22 protein-coding genes are annotated in these 19,214 nt (G+C 66.6%); 14 read left to right on the forward strand and 8 right to left on the reverse strand.

Annotation, left to right across the window (positions count from 1 at the left end; all coding sequences use genetic code 11):
- Window position 1: 1 nt before the first annotated feature.
- The 3 genes from ACHMWQ_RS03710 (at window position 2) to ACHMWQ_RS03720 (ending at window position 2,290) form a co-directional block, all read left to right on the forward strand.
- Entirely contained in the window at window positions 2-1,036 is a 1,035-nt protein-coding gene (locus ACHMWQ_RS03710; RefSeq protein ID WP_396306430.1) for a glycosyltransferase family 9 protein, read from the forward strand.
- A gap of 76 nt (window positions 1,037-1,112) precedes the next feature.
- Window positions 1,113-1,799, forward strand: coding sequence for a sulfate transporter family protein (locus tag ACHMWQ_RS03715; protein WP_354553135.1), 687 nt, complete (start codon window positions 1,113-1,115; stop codon window positions 1,797-1,799).
- Window positions 1,800-1,837: 38 nt separating this feature from the next.
- Window positions 1,838-2,290, forward strand: coding sequence for a DUF2214 family protein (locus ACHMWQ_RS03720; protein WP_396306431.1), 453 nt, complete (start codon window positions 1,838-1,840; stop codon window positions 2,288-2,290).
- A gap of 236 nt (window positions 2,291-2,526) precedes the next feature.
- Here the strand turns inward: ACHMWQ_RS03720 and nth are convergent, their stop codons facing one another.
- Window positions 2,527-3,231: an endonuclease III gene (gene nth, locus ACHMWQ_RS03725; protein WP_396306432.1), complete on the reverse strand. Its 705-nt coding sequence runs from the start codon at window positions 3,229-3,231 to the stop codon at window positions 2,527-2,529.
- 22 nt (window positions 3,232-3,253) lie between these two features.
- Here nth and ACHMWQ_RS03730 point away from each other — a divergent pair, with 22 nt between their 5' ends.
- A complete protein-coding gene (locus tag ACHMWQ_RS03730) occupies window positions 3,254-3,766 on the forward strand; it encodes a DUF2244 domain-containing protein (RefSeq protein WP_396306433.1) in 513 nt (170 codons plus the stop codon).
- 80 nt (window positions 3,767-3,846) lie between these two features.
- Complete coding sequence (locus ACHMWQ_RS03735; RefSeq protein WP_396306434.1) at window positions 3,847-4,728, forward strand: SDR family oxidoreductase; 882 nt, start codon at window positions 3,847-3,849, stop codon at window positions 4,726-4,728.
- On the opposite strand, the gene ACHMWQ_RS03740 is transcribed toward ACHMWQ_RS03735, so the two are convergent.
- The 4 genes from ACHMWQ_RS03740 to ACHMWQ_RS03755 are packed head-to-tail and all read right to left on the reverse strand — an operon-like array spanning window position 4,729 to window position 7,959.
- Window positions 4,729-5,769, reverse strand: a complete 1,041-nt coding sequence (locus tag ACHMWQ_RS03740; RefSeq protein ID WP_396306435.1) for a hypothetical protein — start codon at window positions 5,767-5,769, stop codon at window positions 4,729-4,731.
- Window positions 5,759-6,520, reverse strand: coding sequence for a ferredoxin reductase (locus tag ACHMWQ_RS03745; protein ID WP_396306436.1), 762 nt, complete (start codon window positions 6,518-6,520; stop codon window positions 5,759-5,761). The genes ACHMWQ_RS03740 and ACHMWQ_RS03745 overlap by 11 nt, the downstream gene beginning before the upstream one ends.
- A 9-nt stretch (window positions 6,521-6,529) precedes the next feature.
- Window positions 6,530-7,135 (reverse strand): sulfite oxidase-like oxidoreductase, encoded by a 606-nt coding sequence (locus ACHMWQ_RS03750; RefSeq protein ID WP_396306437.1) that lies wholly within the window; start codon window positions 7,133-7,135, stop codon window positions 6,530-6,532.
- Window positions 7,136-7,194: 59 nt separating this feature from the next.
- Window positions 7,195-7,959, reverse strand: a complete 765-nt coding sequence (locus ACHMWQ_RS03755; protein WP_396309379.1) for an alpha/beta hydrolase — start codon at window positions 7,957-7,959, stop codon at window positions 7,195-7,197.
- 235 nt (window positions 7,960-8,194) lie between these two features.
- Between ACHMWQ_RS03755 and infC the strand changes: the two genes are divergently transcribed.
- The 5 genes from infC to pheT all read left to right on the forward strand — a co-directional run bounded on the left by infC (window position 8,195) and on the right by pheT (window position 13,319).
- Window positions 8,195-8,734, forward strand: a complete 540-nt coding sequence (gene infC / locus ACHMWQ_RS03760) for a translation initiation factor IF-3 (RefSeq protein WP_026304192.1) — start codon at window positions 8,195-8,197, stop codon at window positions 8,732-8,734.
- A 305-nt stretch (window positions 8,735-9,039) separates the two neighbouring features.
- Window positions 9,040-9,234, forward strand: coding sequence for a 50S ribosomal protein L35 (gene rpmI / locus ACHMWQ_RS03765; RefSeq protein WP_201401663.1), 195 nt, complete (start codon window positions 9,040-9,042; stop codon window positions 9,232-9,234).
- 28 nt (window positions 9,235-9,262) lie between these two features.
- Window positions 9,263-9,637, forward strand: coding sequence for a 50S ribosomal protein L20 (rplT, locus tag ACHMWQ_RS03770; RefSeq protein WP_354553149.1), 375 nt, complete (start codon window positions 9,263-9,265; stop codon window positions 9,635-9,637).
- Between the two features lie 171 nt (window positions 9,638-9,808).
- Window positions 9,809-10,891, forward strand: a complete 1,083-nt coding sequence (pheS, locus tag ACHMWQ_RS03775) for a phenylalanine--tRNA ligase subunit alpha (RefSeq protein ID WP_396306438.1) — start codon at window positions 9,809-9,811, stop codon at window positions 10,889-10,891.
- 10 nt (window positions 10,892-10,901) lie between these two features.
- The gene (gene pheT / locus ACHMWQ_RS03780) at window positions 10,902-13,319 is read left to right on the forward strand and encodes a phenylalanine--tRNA ligase subunit beta (RefSeq protein WP_396306439.1); all 2,418 of its coding nucleotides are present in this window, start codon (window positions 10,902-10,904) and stop codon (window positions 13,317-13,319) included.
- Window positions 13,320-14,081: 762 nt separating this feature from the next.
- On the opposite strand, the gene ACHMWQ_RS03785 is transcribed toward pheT, so the two are convergent.
- The 3 genes from ACHMWQ_RS03785 to ACHMWQ_RS03795 all read right to left on the reverse strand — a co-directional run bounded on the left by ACHMWQ_RS03785 (window position 14,082) and on the right by ACHMWQ_RS03795 (window position 15,971).
- Window positions 14,082-14,330: a DUF1150 domain-containing protein gene (locus ACHMWQ_RS03785; RefSeq protein WP_354553155.1), complete on the reverse strand. Its 249-nt coding sequence runs from the start codon at window positions 14,328-14,330 to the stop codon at window positions 14,082-14,084.
- A gap of 39 nt (window positions 14,331-14,369) precedes the next feature.
- Entirely contained in the window at window positions 14,370-14,798 is a 429-nt protein-coding gene (locus tag ACHMWQ_RS03790; RefSeq protein ID WP_354553156.1) for an Hsp20 family protein, read from the reverse strand.
- A gap of 126 nt (window positions 14,799-14,924) precedes the next feature.
- A complete protein-coding gene (locus ACHMWQ_RS03795) occupies window positions 14,925-15,971 on the reverse strand; it encodes a Gfo/Idh/MocA family protein (RefSeq protein WP_396306440.1) in 1,047 nt (348 codons plus the stop codon).
- 130 nt (window positions 15,972-16,101) lie between these two features.
- Between ACHMWQ_RS03795 and ACHMWQ_RS03800 the strand changes: the two genes are divergently transcribed.
- The 4 genes from ACHMWQ_RS03800 (at window position 16,102) to lptB (ending at window position 19,153) form a co-directional block, all read left to right on the forward strand.
- On the forward strand, window positions 16,102-16,716 hold the full coding sequence (locus tag ACHMWQ_RS03800; RefSeq protein WP_396306441.1) for a ribonuclease D: 615 nt from the start codon (window positions 16,102-16,104) through the stop codon (window positions 16,714-16,716).
- Window positions 16,717-16,868: 152 nt separating this feature from the next.
- Window positions 16,869-17,531: an LPS export ABC transporter periplasmic protein LptC gene (gene lptC / locus ACHMWQ_RS03805; RefSeq protein ID WP_396306442.1), complete on the forward strand. Its 663-nt coding sequence runs from the start codon at window positions 16,869-16,871 to the stop codon at window positions 17,529-17,531.
- A complete protein-coding gene (locus ACHMWQ_RS03810) occupies window positions 17,528-18,190 on the forward strand; it encodes an LptA/OstA family protein (protein ID WP_354553163.1) in 663 nt (220 codons plus the stop codon). The genes lptC and ACHMWQ_RS03810 overlap by 4 nt, the downstream gene beginning before the upstream one ends.
- 87 nt (window positions 18,191-18,277) lie before the next feature.
- Window positions 18,278-19,153, forward strand: a complete 876-nt coding sequence (gene lptB, locus ACHMWQ_RS03815) for an LPS export ABC transporter ATP-binding protein (RefSeq protein WP_396306443.1) — start codon at window positions 18,278-18,280, stop codon at window positions 19,151-19,153.
- The last annotated feature ends 61 nt before the right edge of the window (window positions 19,154-19,214 follow it).

Genomic DNA, 19,214 nt, shown 5'->3' on the forward strand with positions numbered 1-19,214 from the left:
GATGATAAGCCAGACCACCGGAGACCCCGCCGCGAACCGTCCGATCGCGGTGATCGTCGAGCGCGAGGGGCTGGGCGACGTCATCCTCAAGCTGCCGCTGCTCAGGGCGATCCGCCATGCCCGGCCGGATCGCGCGATCTGGTGGATTTCGGCGCATGATACCGCCATGGAGGCGGCCGTCCTGCCCTATGTCGAGGGCGAGATCGCCCGGGTGATGTCGCAGCTGCATTTCACGGAGCCGTTGCTGCAGGGGTTTCGCACGCTGAAGCAATTGCCGGCCTTCAGCGCCGTCTTCGACACGCGCACCCGCGTGGCCAGCGTGCTGGCGGCGCGGCTGGCGCTGACGGCGGAGGAATATTACGTCTGCCTGCCCGGGCTGAACCGCCGTGTCGGCGCGCCCTGGTGGGACCGGCGGCGGCCGGCCCATATCGGCGAGCGCGCGCTGAACCTGGCGCATCAGGCGTTCGACACCGTCGATGCCACAGGCCGGATCGCCGCGAGCGCCGGCGCCGAAGCGCTGGCGGCCACCATCCTGCCGCCTTCCGAGCCCTGGATCGGCTTTGCCTTTGGCAGCAACAAGGCCTGGAAGAACTGGCCTCTCGAACGTTTTGTTGCGCTGGCGCGGGAACTGCGGACCGCTGGCTACCGGCCCGTTTTGCTCGCCGGGCCGGACGAGCGCGCGGCGCTCCCGGTCTTGGCCGAGACCGCGCCGGATGTCGACGTCGTCGACATGACGGCGATGGCGATCGACACGCCGCGTGGGAAGCTTGATGCCCCCTTGGCGCTGGCGCCGTCCATAAAGCTGCTGGTCGCCAATGATTGCGGCCTCGGTCATCTGTTCGGCGCCGCCGGCGTGCCGGTGGTCAGCCTGTTCGGCCCGACCAAGCCGGAGCGCTGGGCGCCGAATACGCCGGCCTCGCGCATCGTGCGGGCGCAGGATTTTGGCGGTTCGGCGATGACGGACATTCCGGTCGCCCCGGTTGTCGCGGCGACGCTCGATCTCCTGCGCGAAGTCGGGATCTCGCCCCGCCCGTAAGCCCCCCACGCGCGTTGCCTTGCGCGGGGCGAGGCCGCATCCTATCTGCGTGCGTCGATCGGGGGAGGGTGCAAACATGCTTTCGGCTGCCTGGCTGGCTCTCAGCGATATCTGGACGCCGCCCTTCCGCGCCGTGCTGTGGAAGACGCTCGGGCTCACCCTCGTGCTGCTGATCGGCCTCTGGTTCGGGCTGCAGGCGCTGGTGGTGCATTTCGCCGATTGGCCGAGCCAGCCCTGGATCAACACCTCGGTCGCCATCGTCACCGGCTTCGGGCTGGTCATCGGCCTCGGCTTCCTGATCGCGCCGGTTTCGGCGCTGATGGCGGGCCTGTTTTCCGACGATATCGCGGCGGTGGTCGAGACCACGCATTATCCGCAGGACCCGCCGGGACGGGGGCTTTCCTTTGTCGACAGCGTCGTCTCGACGCTCGGCTTCACCGCGACGGTGATCCTAGTCAACATCGTCTGCCTGTTCCTGCTGCTGATCCCCGGCGTCAACCTCGTCGCCTTCTTTCTCGGCAATGGCTATCTGCTCGGGCGCGAATTCTTTGAATCCGCCGCGTCGCGCTTTCGCCCCGTCGCGGAAGCAAGGCAGCTTCGGCGCGACAATGCGGTGACGGTGCTGTTCGCCGGATTCGTCATCGCCGCCTTCCTCGCGATCCCGATCCTCAACCTGCTGACGCCGCTCTTCGCCACCGCCTTCATGACGCATGTGCACAAGCGCGTGACGGGTTCCCGCCCGGCCGAAATCTCGACAAGATAGGCGGGCGGTCCAGGGTCCGCGCCACGGGGGACATCGCCATGCTCGTCGATCTGCTGCTCGCCATCGCCCATTTCCTGCTCGTCTTCGCCATCGTCACCGTGCTCACGATGGAGCTGATGCTGCTGAAGCCGGGGCTTGCCGGTGCGGCGCTGGAGAAGCTCGGCCGGGTCGATGCGATCTATGGCGGGGCGGCGACGCTGCTGATCCTGGCGGGCTTCGGCCGGGTGTTCCTCGGCCTGAAGGGCTCCGAATTCTATATCGGCAATCCCGTGTTCTGGGCGAAGATCCTCGCCTTCGCGGCGCTGGGCGTGATCTCGATCCAGCCGACGCACCGCATTCTCGCCTGGCGCAAGCGGGCCAAGGTCGAGCCAGGCTTCGCCCCCTCGGCGGCCGAGATCGCCGGCGTGCGCCGGCTGGTGCATGCCGAGACGGCGATGCTGGTGCTGGTGGTGATCTTCGCATCGATGATGGCGCGCGGCATCGGGATCTGAGGCTTTTTCACCCTACCTCGGGAGACGCTCGCGAACACCCTCCTCAACATGCTGAGGAGGCCCGGAGGGCCGTCTCGAAGCACGCACAGCGGCGCCGCTATCAGGATCTGCCCTCAGGGCGGTGCGTCCTTCGAGGCTTCGCTGCGCGAAGCGCCTCAGGATGGTGGAGATCGGAGCGCTCACTTTCGCGAGGATGACGGCCGGTCTGGGTTGGGCGGGGTGTGCGAAAAGCCCGGCTATGCCAGCGTCTTGTCCGGGTAGCGGCAGAGGTCGTTGATGAGGCAGACCGGGCAGTCGGGCTTGCGCGCTTTGCAGACATAGCGGCCGTGCAGGATCAGCCAGTGATGCGCGTGCAGCATGTATCGCGCCGGGATGATCCGGTTCAGTTCCTTTTCCACCGCATCGACGGTCTTGCCGGGGGCGAGGCCCGTGCGGTTGCCGATCCGGAAGATATGCGTGTCGACGGCGATGGTCGGATGGCCAAAGGCGATGTTGAGCACGACATTCGCCGTCTTGCGGCCGACGCCGGGCAGCGCCTCGAGCGCGGCGCGGTCATCGGGAACCTCGCCGCCATGCAGTTCCACCAATTGCCGGCAGAGGCCCATGACATTCCTGGCCTTGGTGCGGTAGAGGCCGATCGTTTTGATATAGTCGCGCACGCTGTCCTCGCCGAGCGCCAGCATCTTGGCCGGCGTGTCGGCGATGGCGAACAGCGCCCGGGTCGCCTTGTTGACGCCGGCGTCGGTCGCCTGCGCCGACAACACCACGGCGACCAGCAGCGTGAAGGTGTTGACGCTTTCGAGCTCGCCCTTGGGCTCCGGGTCGCGCGCCTCGAAACGCGCGAAAACCTCGGCCACCTCCGCCTTGGTAAAGCGCTTCAGGGCGCGCGGGGCCTTGCGGCGCGGTGGCGCGGATGGCGGGAGAGGCTGTGCATCGGACATACATCCTCTATACTGACACCCCATGAGCGACCGCAATGTCGACATGCCGCAGACCGCGCCGCAGGCGTCCGGAAACGTGCTGTTCCGGGCGACGCTGACGCCGTACCGATCGCTGACGCCGCGCGGCTTCGCGGCGCTGATGATGGTCGTCGTCTTCACCTGCCTCGGCAGCGCGCTGCTGTTCTGGTCGATGGGCGCCTGGCCGATCGCCGCCTTTTTCGGGCTCGACATCCTCGCCATCCAGTTCGCCTTCCGCCTCAACTATCGCTCGGCCCGCGCCTGCGAGATCGTCGAGATGACGCAGGAGCACCTGACGGTGCGCCGGATCGCGCCGAACGGCCGCGCCGAGGCCTTCGATTTCAATCCCTACTGGGCGCGGCTTGAGGTCGAGCGCGTGCCGGATTGGGGCATCATCCGCATGGCGCTCGCCTCGCATGGCCGGCGGCTTGCGATCGGCGGCTTCCTCAATCCGGACGATCGCGAATCCTTCGCGACCGCCCTGACCCAGGCGCTGGCCTCCGTCCGCCACGCCTGAGGACGGCGCCGCGAGGGGGCTTGTACGCCCGCCCGCTTGGGCGATAGACCGGGTTTCCTTCCCTGGCCCGCGGAGACAGCATGACCGGCAAGCACCTCTTCATTTTCGGGCTGGGCTTTTCGAGCCAGGCGCTGGCGCAGCGCGTGAAGGGCGACTACGCCTCGATCGGCGGCACGGTCCGCACGGAAGAGAAGGCGGCGCGGCTGCGCGAGGCCGGCATCGAGGCGCTGGTCTTCGACGGCGAGAGCGCCAGCGACGCGGTGATCGCCGCGACCCGGCGGGCGACGCATATCGTCCAGTCGATCGCGCCCGGCACGGCCGGCGACCCGGTCATCGCCCTGCTGCGCGAGGCCCTGATCGGCGCGGAAAACCTCGAATGGATCGGCTATCTCTCGACCGTCGGCGTCTATGGCGACCATGGCGGCGCCTGGGTCGACGAGGCGACGCCGCCCAATCCGCAGTCCGGCCGCTCGGTCGAGCGGGTGCGGGCCGAGACGGAATGGCAGATTCTCGGCGAGGAACGCCACGTACCGGTAGCGCTGTTCCGCCTGTCCGGCATCTATGGTCCCGGCCGCAACGCGCTGGTGCAGATCGCCGAGGGAACCGCGCGGCGCCTGGTCAAGCCGGGGCAGGTGTTCAACCGCATCCATGTGGCCGATATCGCGACCGCGGTGGCGGCCGGCGCGGCGCAGAAGGCTTCCGGCGTGTTCAACGTCACCGATGACGAGCCCGGTCCGCCGCAGGACGTGGTGGCCTTCGCGGCCGAGATCGCCGGCAAGCCCGTGCCGCCCGCAATCGATTTCGAGACCGCCGATCTGTCGCCGATGGCGCGGTCCTTCTATGGCGAGAACAAGCGGGTCGGCAACAAGCGCCTCGCCGGCGATCTCGGCGTGCGGCTCGCCTATCCGACCTATCGCGAGGGGATCACCGCGCTCTGGAACGATGGCAGCTGGCGCGGCTGATCAGCCGAACAGCCAGGCAACCAGCAGGGCCAGCTGCAGCAGCGCGACGAGGCCGAGGCCGGCCAGCACGCGGCGCATCAGCCGGTTGATCCGGCGGCGCTGGAGGGCGAGGTCCGCCTCGACCCGCCCGAGCGCCGCATTGGCGGCCATCTCGCTTTCGGCGACGCTGCGCCGCCAGGCGGTGACCATCCCCATCAGCCCGGCGCGGTCGAGCCTTTCAGTCCAGACATCGTCGAGCCCCAGCAGCGCAGGATCGCCGACCGCTTCGGAGACGACGGTCCAGGGCTTCTTGGCGGTATAGTGGATGACGCGCGCCGCGCTTGCCGCGCCCGGCAGGATCGGCTCGTAGGTTCGCAGGTAATTGTCGCGGATCGGCAGCCAGCGGACATCCTTGCCGAGCATGGCGTTGAGGATGCCCTGGTCGCCGCCGTCGAAGGAGGGCGTCGCCGGCAGGCTTTCGAACAGCGCGTTGCGCAGCGCGGCATCCGGGGAAAGCGCGAAGACGCCGGAGTTGAAGACGGGGAAGGGCTGGTTGCTGAGCAGGTCGGGCGCGGCGGCGAAGCCCGCCCCGTCGAACAGATCGTCGATCGGCTGCCGCACCAGGCAATCGCCATCGAGATAGACCAGCCGGTCGAGCGAGACGAAGCCGAACGTCCAGAGCTTAGTCAGCGTCCGGCGAAACCGCGCCGCCATGCTTCCTTCCAGGTCCAGCTTGACGATTTCCGGCACGGCTAGCACGGCCAGGTTCGGTGCCTGAAGCGCCGGCTGCCAGCCGCCGGCCGCGAGAAGCAGGATCGGCAGGTCGGTGACGGCGCGCAGCGAGCGCACCAGCACATCCAGGCCCAGCGCATATTCCGCCGTGCCGACCAGCACATAGGCGACGCGCCTGCCGTCGCGTCGGACGCTTGGGCCGAGGCTGTCGAGCCAGGCCGCCGCCATGCGGTCGAGATGGGCCGCGACGGCGAGCAGCTCGTCGGTGGCGCGGGCGTCGATCGTCTCGGGCACGGCAGAGGTGACGATCGCGTGCGGCTCAGCCCCCATAGCGTTCGGCCTTGATGCTGGCGAAGGGGAGGCCGGCATCGAGCGCGAAGCCGGAGGCCGCGCTGACAAAGGGATTGGAGCCGCAGAGGAAAGTAGTCTTCGGCGCGGCGGGCAGGCTCGCCAGCGCGGCATCGACCAGGGCGCGGTCGATCCGGCCGTGGCGAATGCCCTCGGTCGGGGCCGTCTCGCGGCTCAGCGTCGCGAACAGGCTGAAGTTCGGATCCTCGGCCGTGCGGCGCAGCAGTTCGTCGCACCAGATCAGGTCGTCGCGGTGGCGGGCGGAATAGATCAGCGCCGCCGGGATTTCGGGCGCGGCTTGGGCGCGGTAGCGCAGCATCGACATCAGCGGCACCAGGCCGGAGCCGCCGGCAATCAGCAGCAGCGGCCCGCCATCTTCGGCGCGCCAGATGAAATGGCCGCCGATCGGGCCGCGGATCTCGATCGTGTCGCCGATCTCCACGACCTCATGGAAAAAGGGCGACACCTCGCCCTCCTCGATGAGGTCGATGACCAGTTCGATCTCGCCGCTGCCATCCGGCGCCGAGCCGATCGAATAGCTGCGCTCGGCCTGGTAGCCGTCCGGCGCGGTCAGCCGCACGTCGACATGCTGGCCGGCGGTGAAGCCATGCCAGTCCGCCGGCTTCAGCCGGAAGATCTTGACGCGCGGCGTCTCGATCGTGATGGCGACCACGGTGGCCGGCTGCCAGACCAGCCGGGAGGGCTGTGGCGCAATGTCGGGAAGGCTGCTCAAGGCGGAATCTCAATCTCCGGTAAAGCGCTGCTCGCGCCACGGGTCGCCGCGCATGTGATAGCCGCGCAGCTCCCAGAATCCAGCCTCGTCACGCCGGGTGAACTGCAGGCCGTTCACCCATTTCGCCGATTTCCAGAAATAGAGATGCGGCACAAGCAGCCGTGCCGGGCCGCCATGATCGGCGTTCAGCGGCTGGCCCTCGAAATGCGTCGCCACCATCGCTTTGCCGCCGATCAGATCCTCGGTCGGCACATTGGTGGAATAGCCGTCATAGGCATGCGCCAGCGTCCATTCGCTGGGCGCGGCGATGCCGGCCTCCGCCAGGATGTCGTCGACCATCACGCCGGACCAGGCGGTGTTGAACTTCGACCACTTCGTCACGCAGTGGATGTCGCGCGTCAGCTTCGATTGCGGCAGCTGGTTGAAGGCCTCCCAATCCCAGCTCATCACCGGCCGGACGCCGTCCTTGAGGGTGAAGCGCCACTCGGCCGTCGCGACGCGCGGCGTCGGTCCGGCCGAGAGGACGGGGAAGTCCTCGGTCAGATATTGCCCCGGCGGCAGCCTGTCGCCGACGCCGTCGGTGGGCCGCTTGCCGATGAAGCCGCGTGTCGCCATGCCTCGCTCCGATCCTGTTTCGGGCGAACCGGCCATCCGGCTCCCCCGCAAAATTCCGTTCAGGCGATCGCCTCGACCGCGGCGATCAGCTTCTTGAGATCTTCCGGCCGCGACAGCCGGTGGCCGGCATCCTTGATGATCGTCAGCACCACATCGTCCTGGGCCAGCTGCGCGACAAGGTCGATCGCGACCTGCCACGGCACTTCGTCGTCGAGGACGCCCTGGATGATATGGACCGGCGCGCCGAGCGCAACGGGTCTGTGGCCGAGAAGATGTGTCTCGCCGTCGTCGATGAGCTTCTGCGTGATCAGATAGGGCTGGTCGGAATAGGCGCTGGGCTGCTTCAGCGCGCCGGTCGCCGCCATTTCGGCCCGCTCGGCCGGGGTCATCCGGGCGTAGATCAGGTCGCGCGTCATGTCGACGGCCGGCGCCAGCAGTACCAGCCCGGCGATGCGGCCGGGCGCCGCCTTGATCATTTCCAGCGCCAGCAGCAGGGCGATCCAGCCGCCCATCGACGAGCCGACCAGGATCTGCGGTCCCTCGGCCTGGTCGAGCACGGCGCGCGATTCCTCCAGCCAGCGGGTGATGGTGCCGTCGGCAAAGTCGCCGCCCGAACGGCCGTGCCCGGAATAGTCGAAGCGGGTGAGGGCGCGGCCGGTTTCCGCCGCCCACTGGTCGAGCGCCTCGGCCTTGGAGCCCATCATGTCGGACATGAAGCCGCCGAGAAAAAGCACGCCCGGTCCCTTGCCCGGACGGGCCAGCACGGCGATGTCGCGGGCTTCCGCACCGGCGCCGACAGGGATGGTTCGGGGTTCTGACTGTATCAATTTCTCATCCACGACTCGAAATAAGCGCCGCGCTGCGCCAGGCCGGCGCGGAATGGCTGCTTTTGGTTGACTTTCCCGGCAGCTTGGCAGAGGTTTGCCGGGCTGTCCGGGATCTTTGACCCGCGTGTCCGCTTTTTGTCTCGCACCCGAATCCGGGGCCTAGCCAAACAAGTGGACCGTACCCATTTAGTCAATCCGGCCAGATTCATTAACGTTAGAGGAGAGTGCCCCCATTCGCCGTCCGTTCAAAGCGCAGGAACCCACTAAGGATGGGCCGCGTATCAACCGCGAAATTCGTGGTGTCCGTGAAGTTCAGTTGATCGGTGAAGACGGCCAGAATGTTGGCGTCACCCCGATTCAGGATGCGTTGGCTGCTGCCCAGGAAGCAGGCCTCGACCTCGTCGAGATCTCGCCGAATTCCGAGCCGCCGGTCTGCAAGATCCTCGATTTCGGCCGCTTCAAGTATCAGACCCAGAAGAAGGCCAACGAGGCTCGCAAGAACCAGAAGGTCGTCGAGGTCAAAGAGATCAAGATGCGCCCCGCCATCGATGACCACGATTACGAGGTCAAGATGAAGGCGATCAAGCGCTTCTTCGAAGAGGGCGACAAGGTCAAGCTGACGCTCCGCTTCCGTGGCCGCGAAATGGCGCACCAGCATCTCGGCATGAAGCTTCTCGAGCGGGTTCGCGACGAGACGGCCGAGATCTCCAAGGTCGAGGCGGAACCGAAGCTCGAAGGCCGCCAGATGATCATGGTTCTGGCACCCCGCTAAGCGGATACGCAGCCCGGGATCGACGTTCGCAGGAACGTCGCCCCATGGCTTTGCAGGCCTGACAAGTCGGCGGACCGGAATCATCGGCCCGCCCTTTCACAGGACCTTGCCACCAACCCCGTCTCCCGCTATAGATCCGCCGTTTCCGAGCCGCCCGGCGCGAGGAACGTCAATTCGTTGACGATTTTCTCAGGGCATGCCGCGTCGGCTCACGAATGCTTCCATGCCGAAGCGACCATTCAGCGCCCGTTGCAAGACGGGCGAGGGTGGTTCTCATCTCGGCAGCATGATTAAGGATGAGCAAAATGCCCAAGTTGAAGACCAAGAGCGGCGCGAAGAAGCGTTTCAAGCTCACCGGTACCGGACGCGTCAAGGCAGGCCAGGCAGGCAAGCGCCATGGCATGATCAAGCGCACCGCGAAGTTTGTCCGTAATGCACGCGGCACCACCGTGCTTTCGGATGCGGATGCGAAGATCGTCAAGCAGTTCCTGAACGGCTGAACCGTCCCCCTTACCTGGAGTTTGAACCATGTCGCGAGTTAAGCGGGGCGTAACCTCCCACGCCAAGCACAAGAAGGTCCTGAAGCGCGCCAAGGGCTTCTACGGCCGTCGCAAGAACACCATCCGGACCGCCAAGGCAGCCGTCGATAAGGCCGCCCAGTACGCGTTCCGTGACCGCAAGGCCAAGAAGCGCAATTTCCGCGCTCTCTGGATCCAGCGCATCAACGCGGCTGTCCGCGAAGTTGCCGAGGGCCTGACCTACAGCCGATTTATCGATGGCCTCGCAAAGGCTGGTATCGAAGTCGACCGCAAGGTGCTGGCCGAACTGGCTATCAGCCAGCCGGCAGCCTTCAAGGCGCTGGTCGATCAGGCTCAGGGCGCTCTGCAGCAGCAGGCCGCCTGAGTTGGGCGGCCGCCCTCGGGCGGCCTCCTACCGGACTTTCCGGGGCCGGAACGCAACCGCGCCGCCGCCGCTTGAACAGCGGCTGCGGCGTTTGGCGTGATCCGGCGAGCATTCCTCTTCGGATCGAACTGACGATGATCCGGCGCTCGACGGGCGCCCATGAGGAATGACATGTCCGATCTCGAACTTCTCGAACGCGACATCCGCGCGGCCATTGACGGCGCTTCCGACGAAGCCGCCATCGAGACGGTCCGTGTCGCCGCCCTTGGCAAGAAGGGCTCCGTTTCCGATCTGCTGAAGGGCCTCGGCGCCATGACGCCGGACGAGCGCAAGGTCATGGGACCGGCGCTGAACGGCCTTCGCGATCGCATTTCCGAGGCATTGACCGCCCGCCGCGCCACGCTGAAGGAAGCCGGCCTCGCCGCCCGCCTCGCTTCGGAAGCCGTCGACGTCACGCTGCCGCTCCGGCCCAGCCCGCTCGAGCAGGGCCGCATCCATCCGATCTCCCAGGTGATCGACGAGATCACGGCGATCTTCGGCGATCTCGGCTTCGCCATCGCCGAGGGCCCGGATGTCGAGACCGACCACTACAATTTCACCGCGCTGAATTTCCCCGTCGGCCATCCGGCGCGCGAGATGCACGACACCTTCTTCTTCAATCCCGACGAGAACGGCGAGCGCCTGCTGCTGCGCACCCACACCTCGCCGGTGCAGATGCGCACCATGGAGCGCGAGAAGCCGCCGATCCGCGTCATCGCGCCCGGCCGCACCTATCGCAACGACAGCGACCAGACCCACACGCCGATGTTCCACCAGGTCGAGGGCCTGGTGATCGACACGTCGAGCCATATCGGTCACCTGAAGTGGCTGCTGGAAGAGTTCTGCCGCGCCTTCTTCGAGGTCGACAAGGTCGAGATGCGCATGCGCCCGTCCTTCTTCCCCTTCACCGAGCCGTCGATGGAAGTCGACATCCGCTGCAAGCGCGTCGGCAATGAAGTGCGCTTCGGCGAGGGCGACGACTGGCTGGAAATCCTCGGCTGCGGCATGGTCCACCCGAACGTCATCCGCTTCGCCGGCCTCGATCCCGACGTCTACCAGGGCTTTGCCTTCGGCATGGGCATCGATCGGATCGCCATGCTGAAATACGGCATGCCCGACCTGCGCGCCTTCTTCGACGCCGATCAGCGCTGGCTGAATCATTACGGCTTCCGTCCGCTGGACCTGCCGACGCTCGTCGGCGGCCTGAGCTCGTAAGGAAAGACCCATGAAATTCACGCTTTCCTGGCTCAAGGAGCATCTTGAGACCACCGCCTCGCTCGACGAGATCACCGATGCGCTGACCCGCGTGGGGCTCGAGGTCGAGGGCGTCGAGGACAAGGCGAAGCTGCTCGCGCCGTTCACCATCGCCTATGTCGTCTCCGCCGCTCAGCACCCCAATGCCGACCGGCTGCGCGTCTGCATGGTCGATACCGGCTCGGGCGATCCCGTGCAGGTCGTCTGCGGCGCGCCCAACGCCCGCACCGGCATGAAGAGCGTCTTCTCGCCGGCCGGCACCTACATCCCCGGCAAGGACATCACCCTGACGGTCGGCACCATCCGCGGCGTCGAGAGCCACGGCATGCTGTGCTCGGCCGCCGAGCTGGAGCTGTCGGAAGACCATGACGGCATCATCGAGCTGCCGGCCGACGCGCCGGTTGGCCAGCCTTACGCCGAATATGCCGGCCTCGGTGATCCCGTCATCGACATTGCCATCACGCCGAACCGCCCGGATTGCCTCGGAATCCATGGCGTGGCGCGCGACCTGGCAGCCGCCGGCCTCGGCCAGTTGAAGGATCGCTCCGTCGCTCCGGTCGTGGGTAACTTCCCGTCGCCGGTCCGCGTGCATCTCGACCTCGGCGACACGCCGTCGCTGACGCCCGCCTTCGCGCTGCGCCTGGTGCGCGGCGTCAAGAACGGCCCCTCGCCGGAATGGATGCAGCGCCAGCTGCGCGCCATCGGGCTCCGGCCGATCAATGCGCTGGTCGACATCACCAACTTCCTGACCTTCGACCGCAATCGTCCGCTGCATGTCTTCGACGCGGCCAAAGTGAAGGGCGATCTGGTCGTGCGTCGGGCGAAGGAGGGCGAAAGCCTGCTCGCGCTCGACGGCAAGACCTATGCGCTCGACCCATCGATCGTCGTCATCTCCGATGATAATGGCATCGAGTCGCTCGGCGGCATCATGGGCGGCGAAGCCTCCGGCTGCGACGAGAACACCGTCGACGTGCTGATCGAATCGGCGCTCTGGGACCCGCTCAACATCGCCCAGACCGGCCGCAAGCTCGGCATCAACTCGGATGCGCGCTATCGCTTCGAGCGCGGCGTCGATCCGGCCTTCATGGTGCCCGGCCTGGAGCTGGCGACCCGCCTGGTGCAGGATCTGTGCGGCGGCGAGGCGAGCGAGGTCGTGATGTCCGGCAGCGTGCCGGAGCCGCATCTCACGATCGCCTTCCCGATCACGGAGGTGAAGCGCCTGGCCGGCATCGATCCGAGCGAGGACGAGATCCGCAACGTTTTGACGGCCCTCGGCTTCTCGGTCTCGGGCCATGCGCCGTCGCTTACGGTCGGCGTGCCGTCCTGGCGGCCGGATGTCCACGGCAAGGCCGATCTGGTCGAGGAAGTCATGCGCATCCTCGGCGTCGACCGCGTGCCCTCGACGCCGCTGCCGAAGTCCGAAAACGTCACCAAGCCGGTGCTGACCCTGGCCCAGACCCGCACCCGCCGCGCCAAGCGCGGCCTCGCGGCGCGCGGTATGGTCGAGGCGGTGACCTGGTCCTTCGTGGCGAAGCCGGTGGCCGAAGCCTTTGGCGGCGGCAAGCCGGAACTGGCGCTGGCCAATCCGATCGCGGCCGACCTGTCCGACATGCGGCCGAGCCTGCTGCCCGGCCTGCTGCTGGCCGCCCAGCGCAATGCCGATCGCGGTGTCGCGGACCTCGCTTTGTTCGAAGTCGGTCAGATCTTCCGCGGCACCAAGCCGTCCGACCAGCTGACCGCGGCCACCGGCATCCGTCGCGGCACCGCAACGGTGAACGGCGCCGGCCGCCATTGGCAGGGCAAGGCGCCGGCGGTTTCGGTCTTCGACGCCAAGGCCGACGCGCTGGCGCTGCTCGACGTGCTCGGCGCGCCGGTGGACAAGTTCCAGATCGTCGCGGGGGCACCGTCCTGGTTCCATCCCGGCCGTTCCGGCACGATCCAGCTGGGACCGCAGAACATCATCGGCTGGTTCGGCGAACTGCACCCTTCCGTGCTGGAGGCGCTCGACGTTTCCGGCCCGCTGGTCGGCTTCGAGATCCTGCTCGACGCGATTCCCGTGCCGCGCGCCCGTCCGACCAAGACCAAGCCGCCGCTGGAGTTGGTGCCCTACCAGCCGGTGACGCGCGACTTCGCCTTTGTCGTCGATCGCAAGGTCGAGGCGGCGAAGCTGGTCAAGGCGGCGCAGGGCGCCGACAAGGCGCTGATCTCCAGCGTCTCGGTGTTCGACGTGTTTGAGGGCGCGGCGCTCGGCGCCGACAAGAAGTCTGTTGCCATCGAGGTGACGCTTCGCCCAACGCAGAAGACGCTGACCGACGAGGAGATCGAGGCGGTCGCCGCCAAGATCGTCGCCCAGGTCGGCAAGGCAACGCAGGGCGTCCTGCGTTCCTGACCGCGCATAGTTGAATGCAGAAAGCCGCCCGGACTTGGTTCGGGCGGCTTTTTTGTCTGTCGGGGCGAGCTTTCGTGGGCCGCTCCAAGGTGGCATTTCCCCGACCATCATCCTGAGGTGCCCGGCAAGGCCGGGCCTCGAAGGAGGGTCCAGGGATCTGGGATCGCTGGCCGCCCGAAGGCAGGAGTGCCGCTGGATCCTCCTTCGAGGCTTCGCTGCGCGAAGCGCCTCAGGATGATGGGGGAGGGTATCCCTCGGCTTGCAAGGCGCAGGTCGCCGAAGCCCTCTTCCCAAAATGCAAAAGGCATCGGATCTTCCGGGGGGAAGGACCAGCATCGACTTGAAGTCCGCCGCCGCCGGGGGAGGCTGAGGGGGCTTTTTCGGATTTTGGCCGGGCACGCGGATCGTCTAAGGGGCGTGGTGCTCCCAAGGTCTCCGCCTACCGATCCACCCTGAGGCTCCGTCCGCTCCGCCATCATCCTGAGGTGCCCGGCAAAGCCGGGCCTCGAAGGAGGGTCCAGGGAACTCGGATCGGTGGACCGCCCGAAAGTGGGAGCTCCGCTGGATCCTCCTTCGAGGCTTCGCTGCGCGAAGCGCCTCATATGATGGGCGAGGGGATCCCTCGGCTTGCAAGGCGCAGGTCCCGAAGCCCTCTCCCCAAAATGCAAAAGGCACCGGATCTTCCCGCGGGAAGAATCCGATGCCCAGCATCGTCTTGAAGTCCGCCGCCGCCGGGGGAGGCCGGCGCGGCAGGGATCGAGCCTAGTGCAGGCTCACCGCTTCGAGGTCGTTTTCATGCGCGTTCATGACGACGGCGTCGCGGCTGTCGGAAATCATCAGCGGCGTGCCGCGTGCGTCGAGCAGGGCCCAAAACTTCTGGCCGGCTGCGAGTTCAGGCGCATCGGGAAACAGGTCGCGGATATTCTCGGACTGGACCGCCTTCACATAGGCGATCTGGCCGTTGCCGAGACCCGCAAGGCTCTCGGGCGAAATGGCAGTACGTGCAGACATAATATGTCTCCTCATTGAGAGCGAGAAGGACCGGCGACCTCAGTCGCGAACGCCGATCTCGATCTTGCGCACCACCCGCTCCGGCGTGGGCCGGGCGAGATCGATGGCAAGCAGTCCATCTTTCAACTCCGCCGAGATGATCTCGATCCCGTCGGCCAGCACGAAGGTCTTCTGGAACTGTCGTGCCGCGATGCCGCGGTGAAGGTAGATACGCTCCCGGTCGTCGGTTTGGCGTCCGCGGATGACGAGTTGATTTTCTTCCACGGTGACTTCGAGCGCCTCGCGGCAGAAGCCGGCGACCGCCAGCGTGATCCGCAGGCACTCGTCGCGCGCACCGCTTTTGGTGATCCGCTCGATATTATAAGGCGGATATCCGTCGCCCGACGCTTTCGCGACCCGATCGAGAACCCGTTCGATCTCGTCGAATCCCAGAAGCAACGGACTGGAGAACGCAGAAACGCGCGACATCCACAAAGTCCTTTCACTAAGCGACCTTGTAACCGGACCCTCTACGAGGCATCCGACGGGAACCTTCCCGTGGTCCCAATATGGTTGTGCCGACCCGACGCTTCAAGAACGTTGGCAACCGATCCTTCAGGGTCCCGTTGCCGCAGGCAAAAGCTCGGGTTTCTCCCATATTCCCGACCGTTCCGAGCGGAAGAGGGCGTCCAGAACGGCCATGTTGGCCAGGGCGTCGTCGAGCCCGTAGGGCCACGGCCCCGTGCCGCGCACCGCGCGCGAAAACGCTTCCGCCTGCAGGGCATACTGGTCGACGGGCGGGAAGGTGATGGTCTCGACCGGCTGGCCGGGACCATGCAGGTCGAGGAGGATCTTCGACTTCTCGTCCGTCGGCGCCGAGAACGGCGTTTCCATCTCAATCCGGCCTTCGCTGCCGACGATGCCGACGCGCTGATAGCGGAAGGCCTGGGTCGAGAGCGTCGCGGAAAACTGCCGCCCGGCGCCGAAATCGGCGAGGATCGACGTGGTGCGGTCGGTGTGCATCGCCGGGTCGCGGTCGATCAGCGCCATGACGCGCAGCGGCTCGGCGCCGAAGATCAGCCGCGCCGAGGCGATGGCGTAGCAGCCAATGTCCAGAATGGCGCCGCCGCCCGTCTCGGGCCGGTTGCGGATGTTGGCCGGGTCGACGTTCAGGAAGGCGAAGAAGGTCTGCACGGCGCGGACCTTGCCGATCCGACCTGCCGCGAGGAGCTTCTGCACCTCCTGCCACTGCGGGTGGTGGCGGATCATGAAGGCCTCGCCGATCAGGATGCCGGCCGGCACGGCCTTCAGCCGCAGCGCGTCGGTGAGATCGAGGCCGATCGGCTTTTCGCACAGGACATGCTTGCCCTTCGCGGCGGCGGCGAGCGTCGTCTCGACATGCAGATGGTTGGGCAGCGCATTGTAGATCGCGTCGATCTCGGGATCGTCGATCAGTTCCTGATACGAGCCATAGGCCTTGGGAATATCGAAGGCGGCGGCGAAGTTCCGGGCATTGTCGAGGCTGCGCGACGCGACGGCGGTGACGCGTGTCGACGGGCTCTTCAGCATGGCCGGCACGACCCGCTGGCGGGCGATGCGGGCGGTGCTCAGAATGCCCCAGCGCACCGGGTCGGTGGCGGGCTCGCCTGGCGGGTTGGGCATGGCGGGGTTCCTTCGTCTGCGCGGCTTCGGGGCGCTGCACCCGCGTCGCTGTGACCTGCGTCATTGCAGAAGTCGACATGCTTCGCTAGGAAAACGCAAACGCTTCCGAAATCTGAGGATTTTTTCTGTCATGACGATCCGCCTGCATCGCGGCGATCTGCCCGATCTCTCGAATTATGGCGCATCGGTCGCGATCGATACCGAGACTTTGGGGCTCAATCCGCATCGCGACCGGCTCTGCGTCGTGCAGCTGTCGCCCGGCGACGGCTCGGCCGATGTCGTGCAGATCGCGCAGGGCCAGCGCGAAGCGCCGAACCTGGTCAAGCTGCTGACCGATCCCTGCGTCACCAAGATCTTCCATTTTGCCCGCTTCGACGTGGCCGTGCTCGGCCATGCCTTCGGCATCACGGTCAATCCGATCTATTGCACCAAGATCGCCTCGCGCCTGACCCGGACCTATACCGACCGGCACGGCCTGAAGGATCTGGTCAAGGAGTTGCTCGACGTCGATCTGTCGAAGCAGCAGCAGAGTTCCGACTGGGCGGCGGAGAAACTGACGGAGGCGCAGCTTGCCTATGCCGCCTCCGATGTCTTGTATCTGCATGGCCTGAAGACCCGGCTCGACGAGCGTCTGGCGCGCGAGAACAGGACGGAGCTGGCCGAGGCCTGCTTCCGCTTCCTGCCGACCCGCGCGGCGCTCGACCTTGCAGGCTGGCCGGAACAGGATATCTTCGCGCATTCCTGAACGTAGGGCGACGTTGCGTCGCGCCTTGGTTTGCGCCGTCGGATATCCATATGGTGTCGCAGGCTTGCTGCGGTGGGAAACGATGAAAGAGCGGAGAGTGCATGAGCGCGTCGACTGACCCGACCTGGTCAGCAGGAGGCCCTGGCCGATATGTGGACGCCCGCCCGGGCGTCGACACGCGCTATCGCGCGGCCATGCGCCACAGCCGCTTCGTGCGCATCCTCAAGATCGCCCTGCCCACCGTCAGCGTGCTGGTCGCCGGCGCCTTCTTCGCCTTCACCTATTTCGTACCGAGCCTGCCGGAAGGCGTCTCGTTCGGCTCGATCGACGTGACCAACAACGCCGTGGTGATGGAAAACCCGCATGTCTCGGGCTTCACCAACAATGGCCGTGCCTATGAGCTGAAGGCCGACCGGGCCGAGCAGTCGCTGAAGGACACCAAGGTCGTCACGCTGCAGAAGATCGGCGCCACGATCGGCATGGACGACACCGGCGGCACGGCCAAGGTCATTGCGACCACCGGCACCTATTATGCCGACAAGCAGCGCCTGTACCTCGACAAGGCGATCACGCTGTCGACCTCGACCGGCATCGCCGGCACGCTGCAGAACGCCGACATCGACATGAAGGCCGGCACCATGCGCTCCGACCAGCCGATCGACTTCACCGCCCAGGGAAGCCGCATCCAGGCCAACAGCGTCGAAGTGCAGGATCGCGGCAAGCGCGTTCTGTTCAGAAATGGGGTAAAGGTGACATACTCTGCCCCTGCCGACTCGCCTTCCCCGCAGCCCGCCGCACCTTCGGTGATCGAATGACAAGATTGTCCCACCGCCTCGTCTTTGCACTCGCCTTCCTGCCGTTGGCGCTTGGCGCTGTCGAAGCGCGGGCGCAGTCCTCCGCCGATCTGTTCAAGGGCTTCCAGACCGGCCAGAAGGGCCCGGTCAATGTCGAGGCGGATTCGCTCGACGTGGTGGAAAAGGACGGCCAGCGGATCTCGACCTTTACCGGCAACGTCACCGTCACGCGCGGCGACAGCGTGCTCAAGGCGGGCAAGATCTCGATCTTCTCGGCCGGCTCGAAAACCGCGCCCAAGGCTGCTGATGCCAAAGCCGCGGATGCGAATCCGGCGGACGCCAAGGCGACGGACGCCAAGCCGGCCGCCGCCAACAAGGAAGCCTCGCAGCTCGAAGGCAACCTTCCGGGCGCCGGCAGCTTCACCCGCATCGAGGCGAGCGGCAAGGTCTACGTCAATTCCGGCGCCCAGACGGCGACCGGCGACACCGCCGTCGTCGACATGGTCGGCAAGCTCGTCACCCTTTCGGGTAATGTCGTGCTGAGCCAGGGCCCCAACGTCATCACCGGCAACAAGCTGACCTGGGACATGACGACCGGCCGCGCCCGCGTCGACCAGAAGCCGGGCGCCCGCATTCGCGGCATCTTCACGCCGGGTTCGGCGCCGGGCAAGACGCCCTAGGCGCCGCAGAGCGCCGGCGGGCGGCCGCGTCGCGGCGGCCCGAGGCGAGGCGTCGGAGGACGCCGCGGTCCCACAGGGATCGTCCCGATGACAACAGCAGCCGGCAGCGCCGGGGCATCGAACGGAGCGCCGGACATTTTTTCGAGCCTATTCAAGCGCCGGGGACCGGCAACGGCCGATCTTGCCGCCATGCGCGCCGCCGAGCCGCAAGTCACCCGCTATGCGCAGGACGCCGGCGGTCCCGGCTGGCTCGTCGCCCATGGCATCGGCAAGAGCTATCGCCGCCGCCGCGTCGTCAATTCGGCCAGCCTCGCCGTGGCGCGGGGCGAGGCGGTCGGCCTGCTCGGCCCCAATGGCGCCGGCAAGACGACGATCTTCTACATGATCACCGGCCTGGTGCAGGCCGATCACGGCCGCATCGAGCTGGACGGCAACGACGTCACCAACCTGCCCATGTATCGCCGCGCGCGCCTCGGCATCGGCTACCTGCCGCAGGAAACCTCGATCTTTCGCGGCATGACGGTCGAGCAGAACATCAAGGCCGTGCTGGAAGTGGTCGAGCCGGACCGCCACAAGCGCGAGGAGGAGCTCGATTCGCTGCTGGCCGAGTTCCACATCAGCCATCTGCGCAAGTCGCCGGCCATTGCCCTGTCCGGCGGTGAGCGTAGGCGTTGCGAAATCGCCCGCGCTTTGGCCAGCCGTCCGGCCTTCATGCTGCTCGACGAGCCCTTCGCCGGCATCGATCCGATCGCGGTGGGCGACATTCAGACGCTGGTCCGCCATCTGACCCAGCGCGGCATCGGCGTGCTGATCACCGACCATAATGTGCGCGAAACGCTCGGTTTGATCGACCGCGCCTACATTATCCACGCCGGCGAGGTGCTGATGGAAGGCCGGCCGGAGGATATCGTCGCCAGCCCGGACGTGCGACGGCTCTATCTCGGAGAGCAGTTTACGCTTTGAAGCCGGCGCGGCTTGCGATACCAAAGGGTGAACCAAGCAAGTCTTGGGCCACCGGGCCGGA

It is taken from the genome of Kaistia sp. UC242_56, assembly GCF_044452255.1.
GTDB lineage: Bacteria > Pseudomonadota > Alphaproteobacteria > Rhizobiales > Kaistiaceae > Kaistia > Kaistia defluvii_A.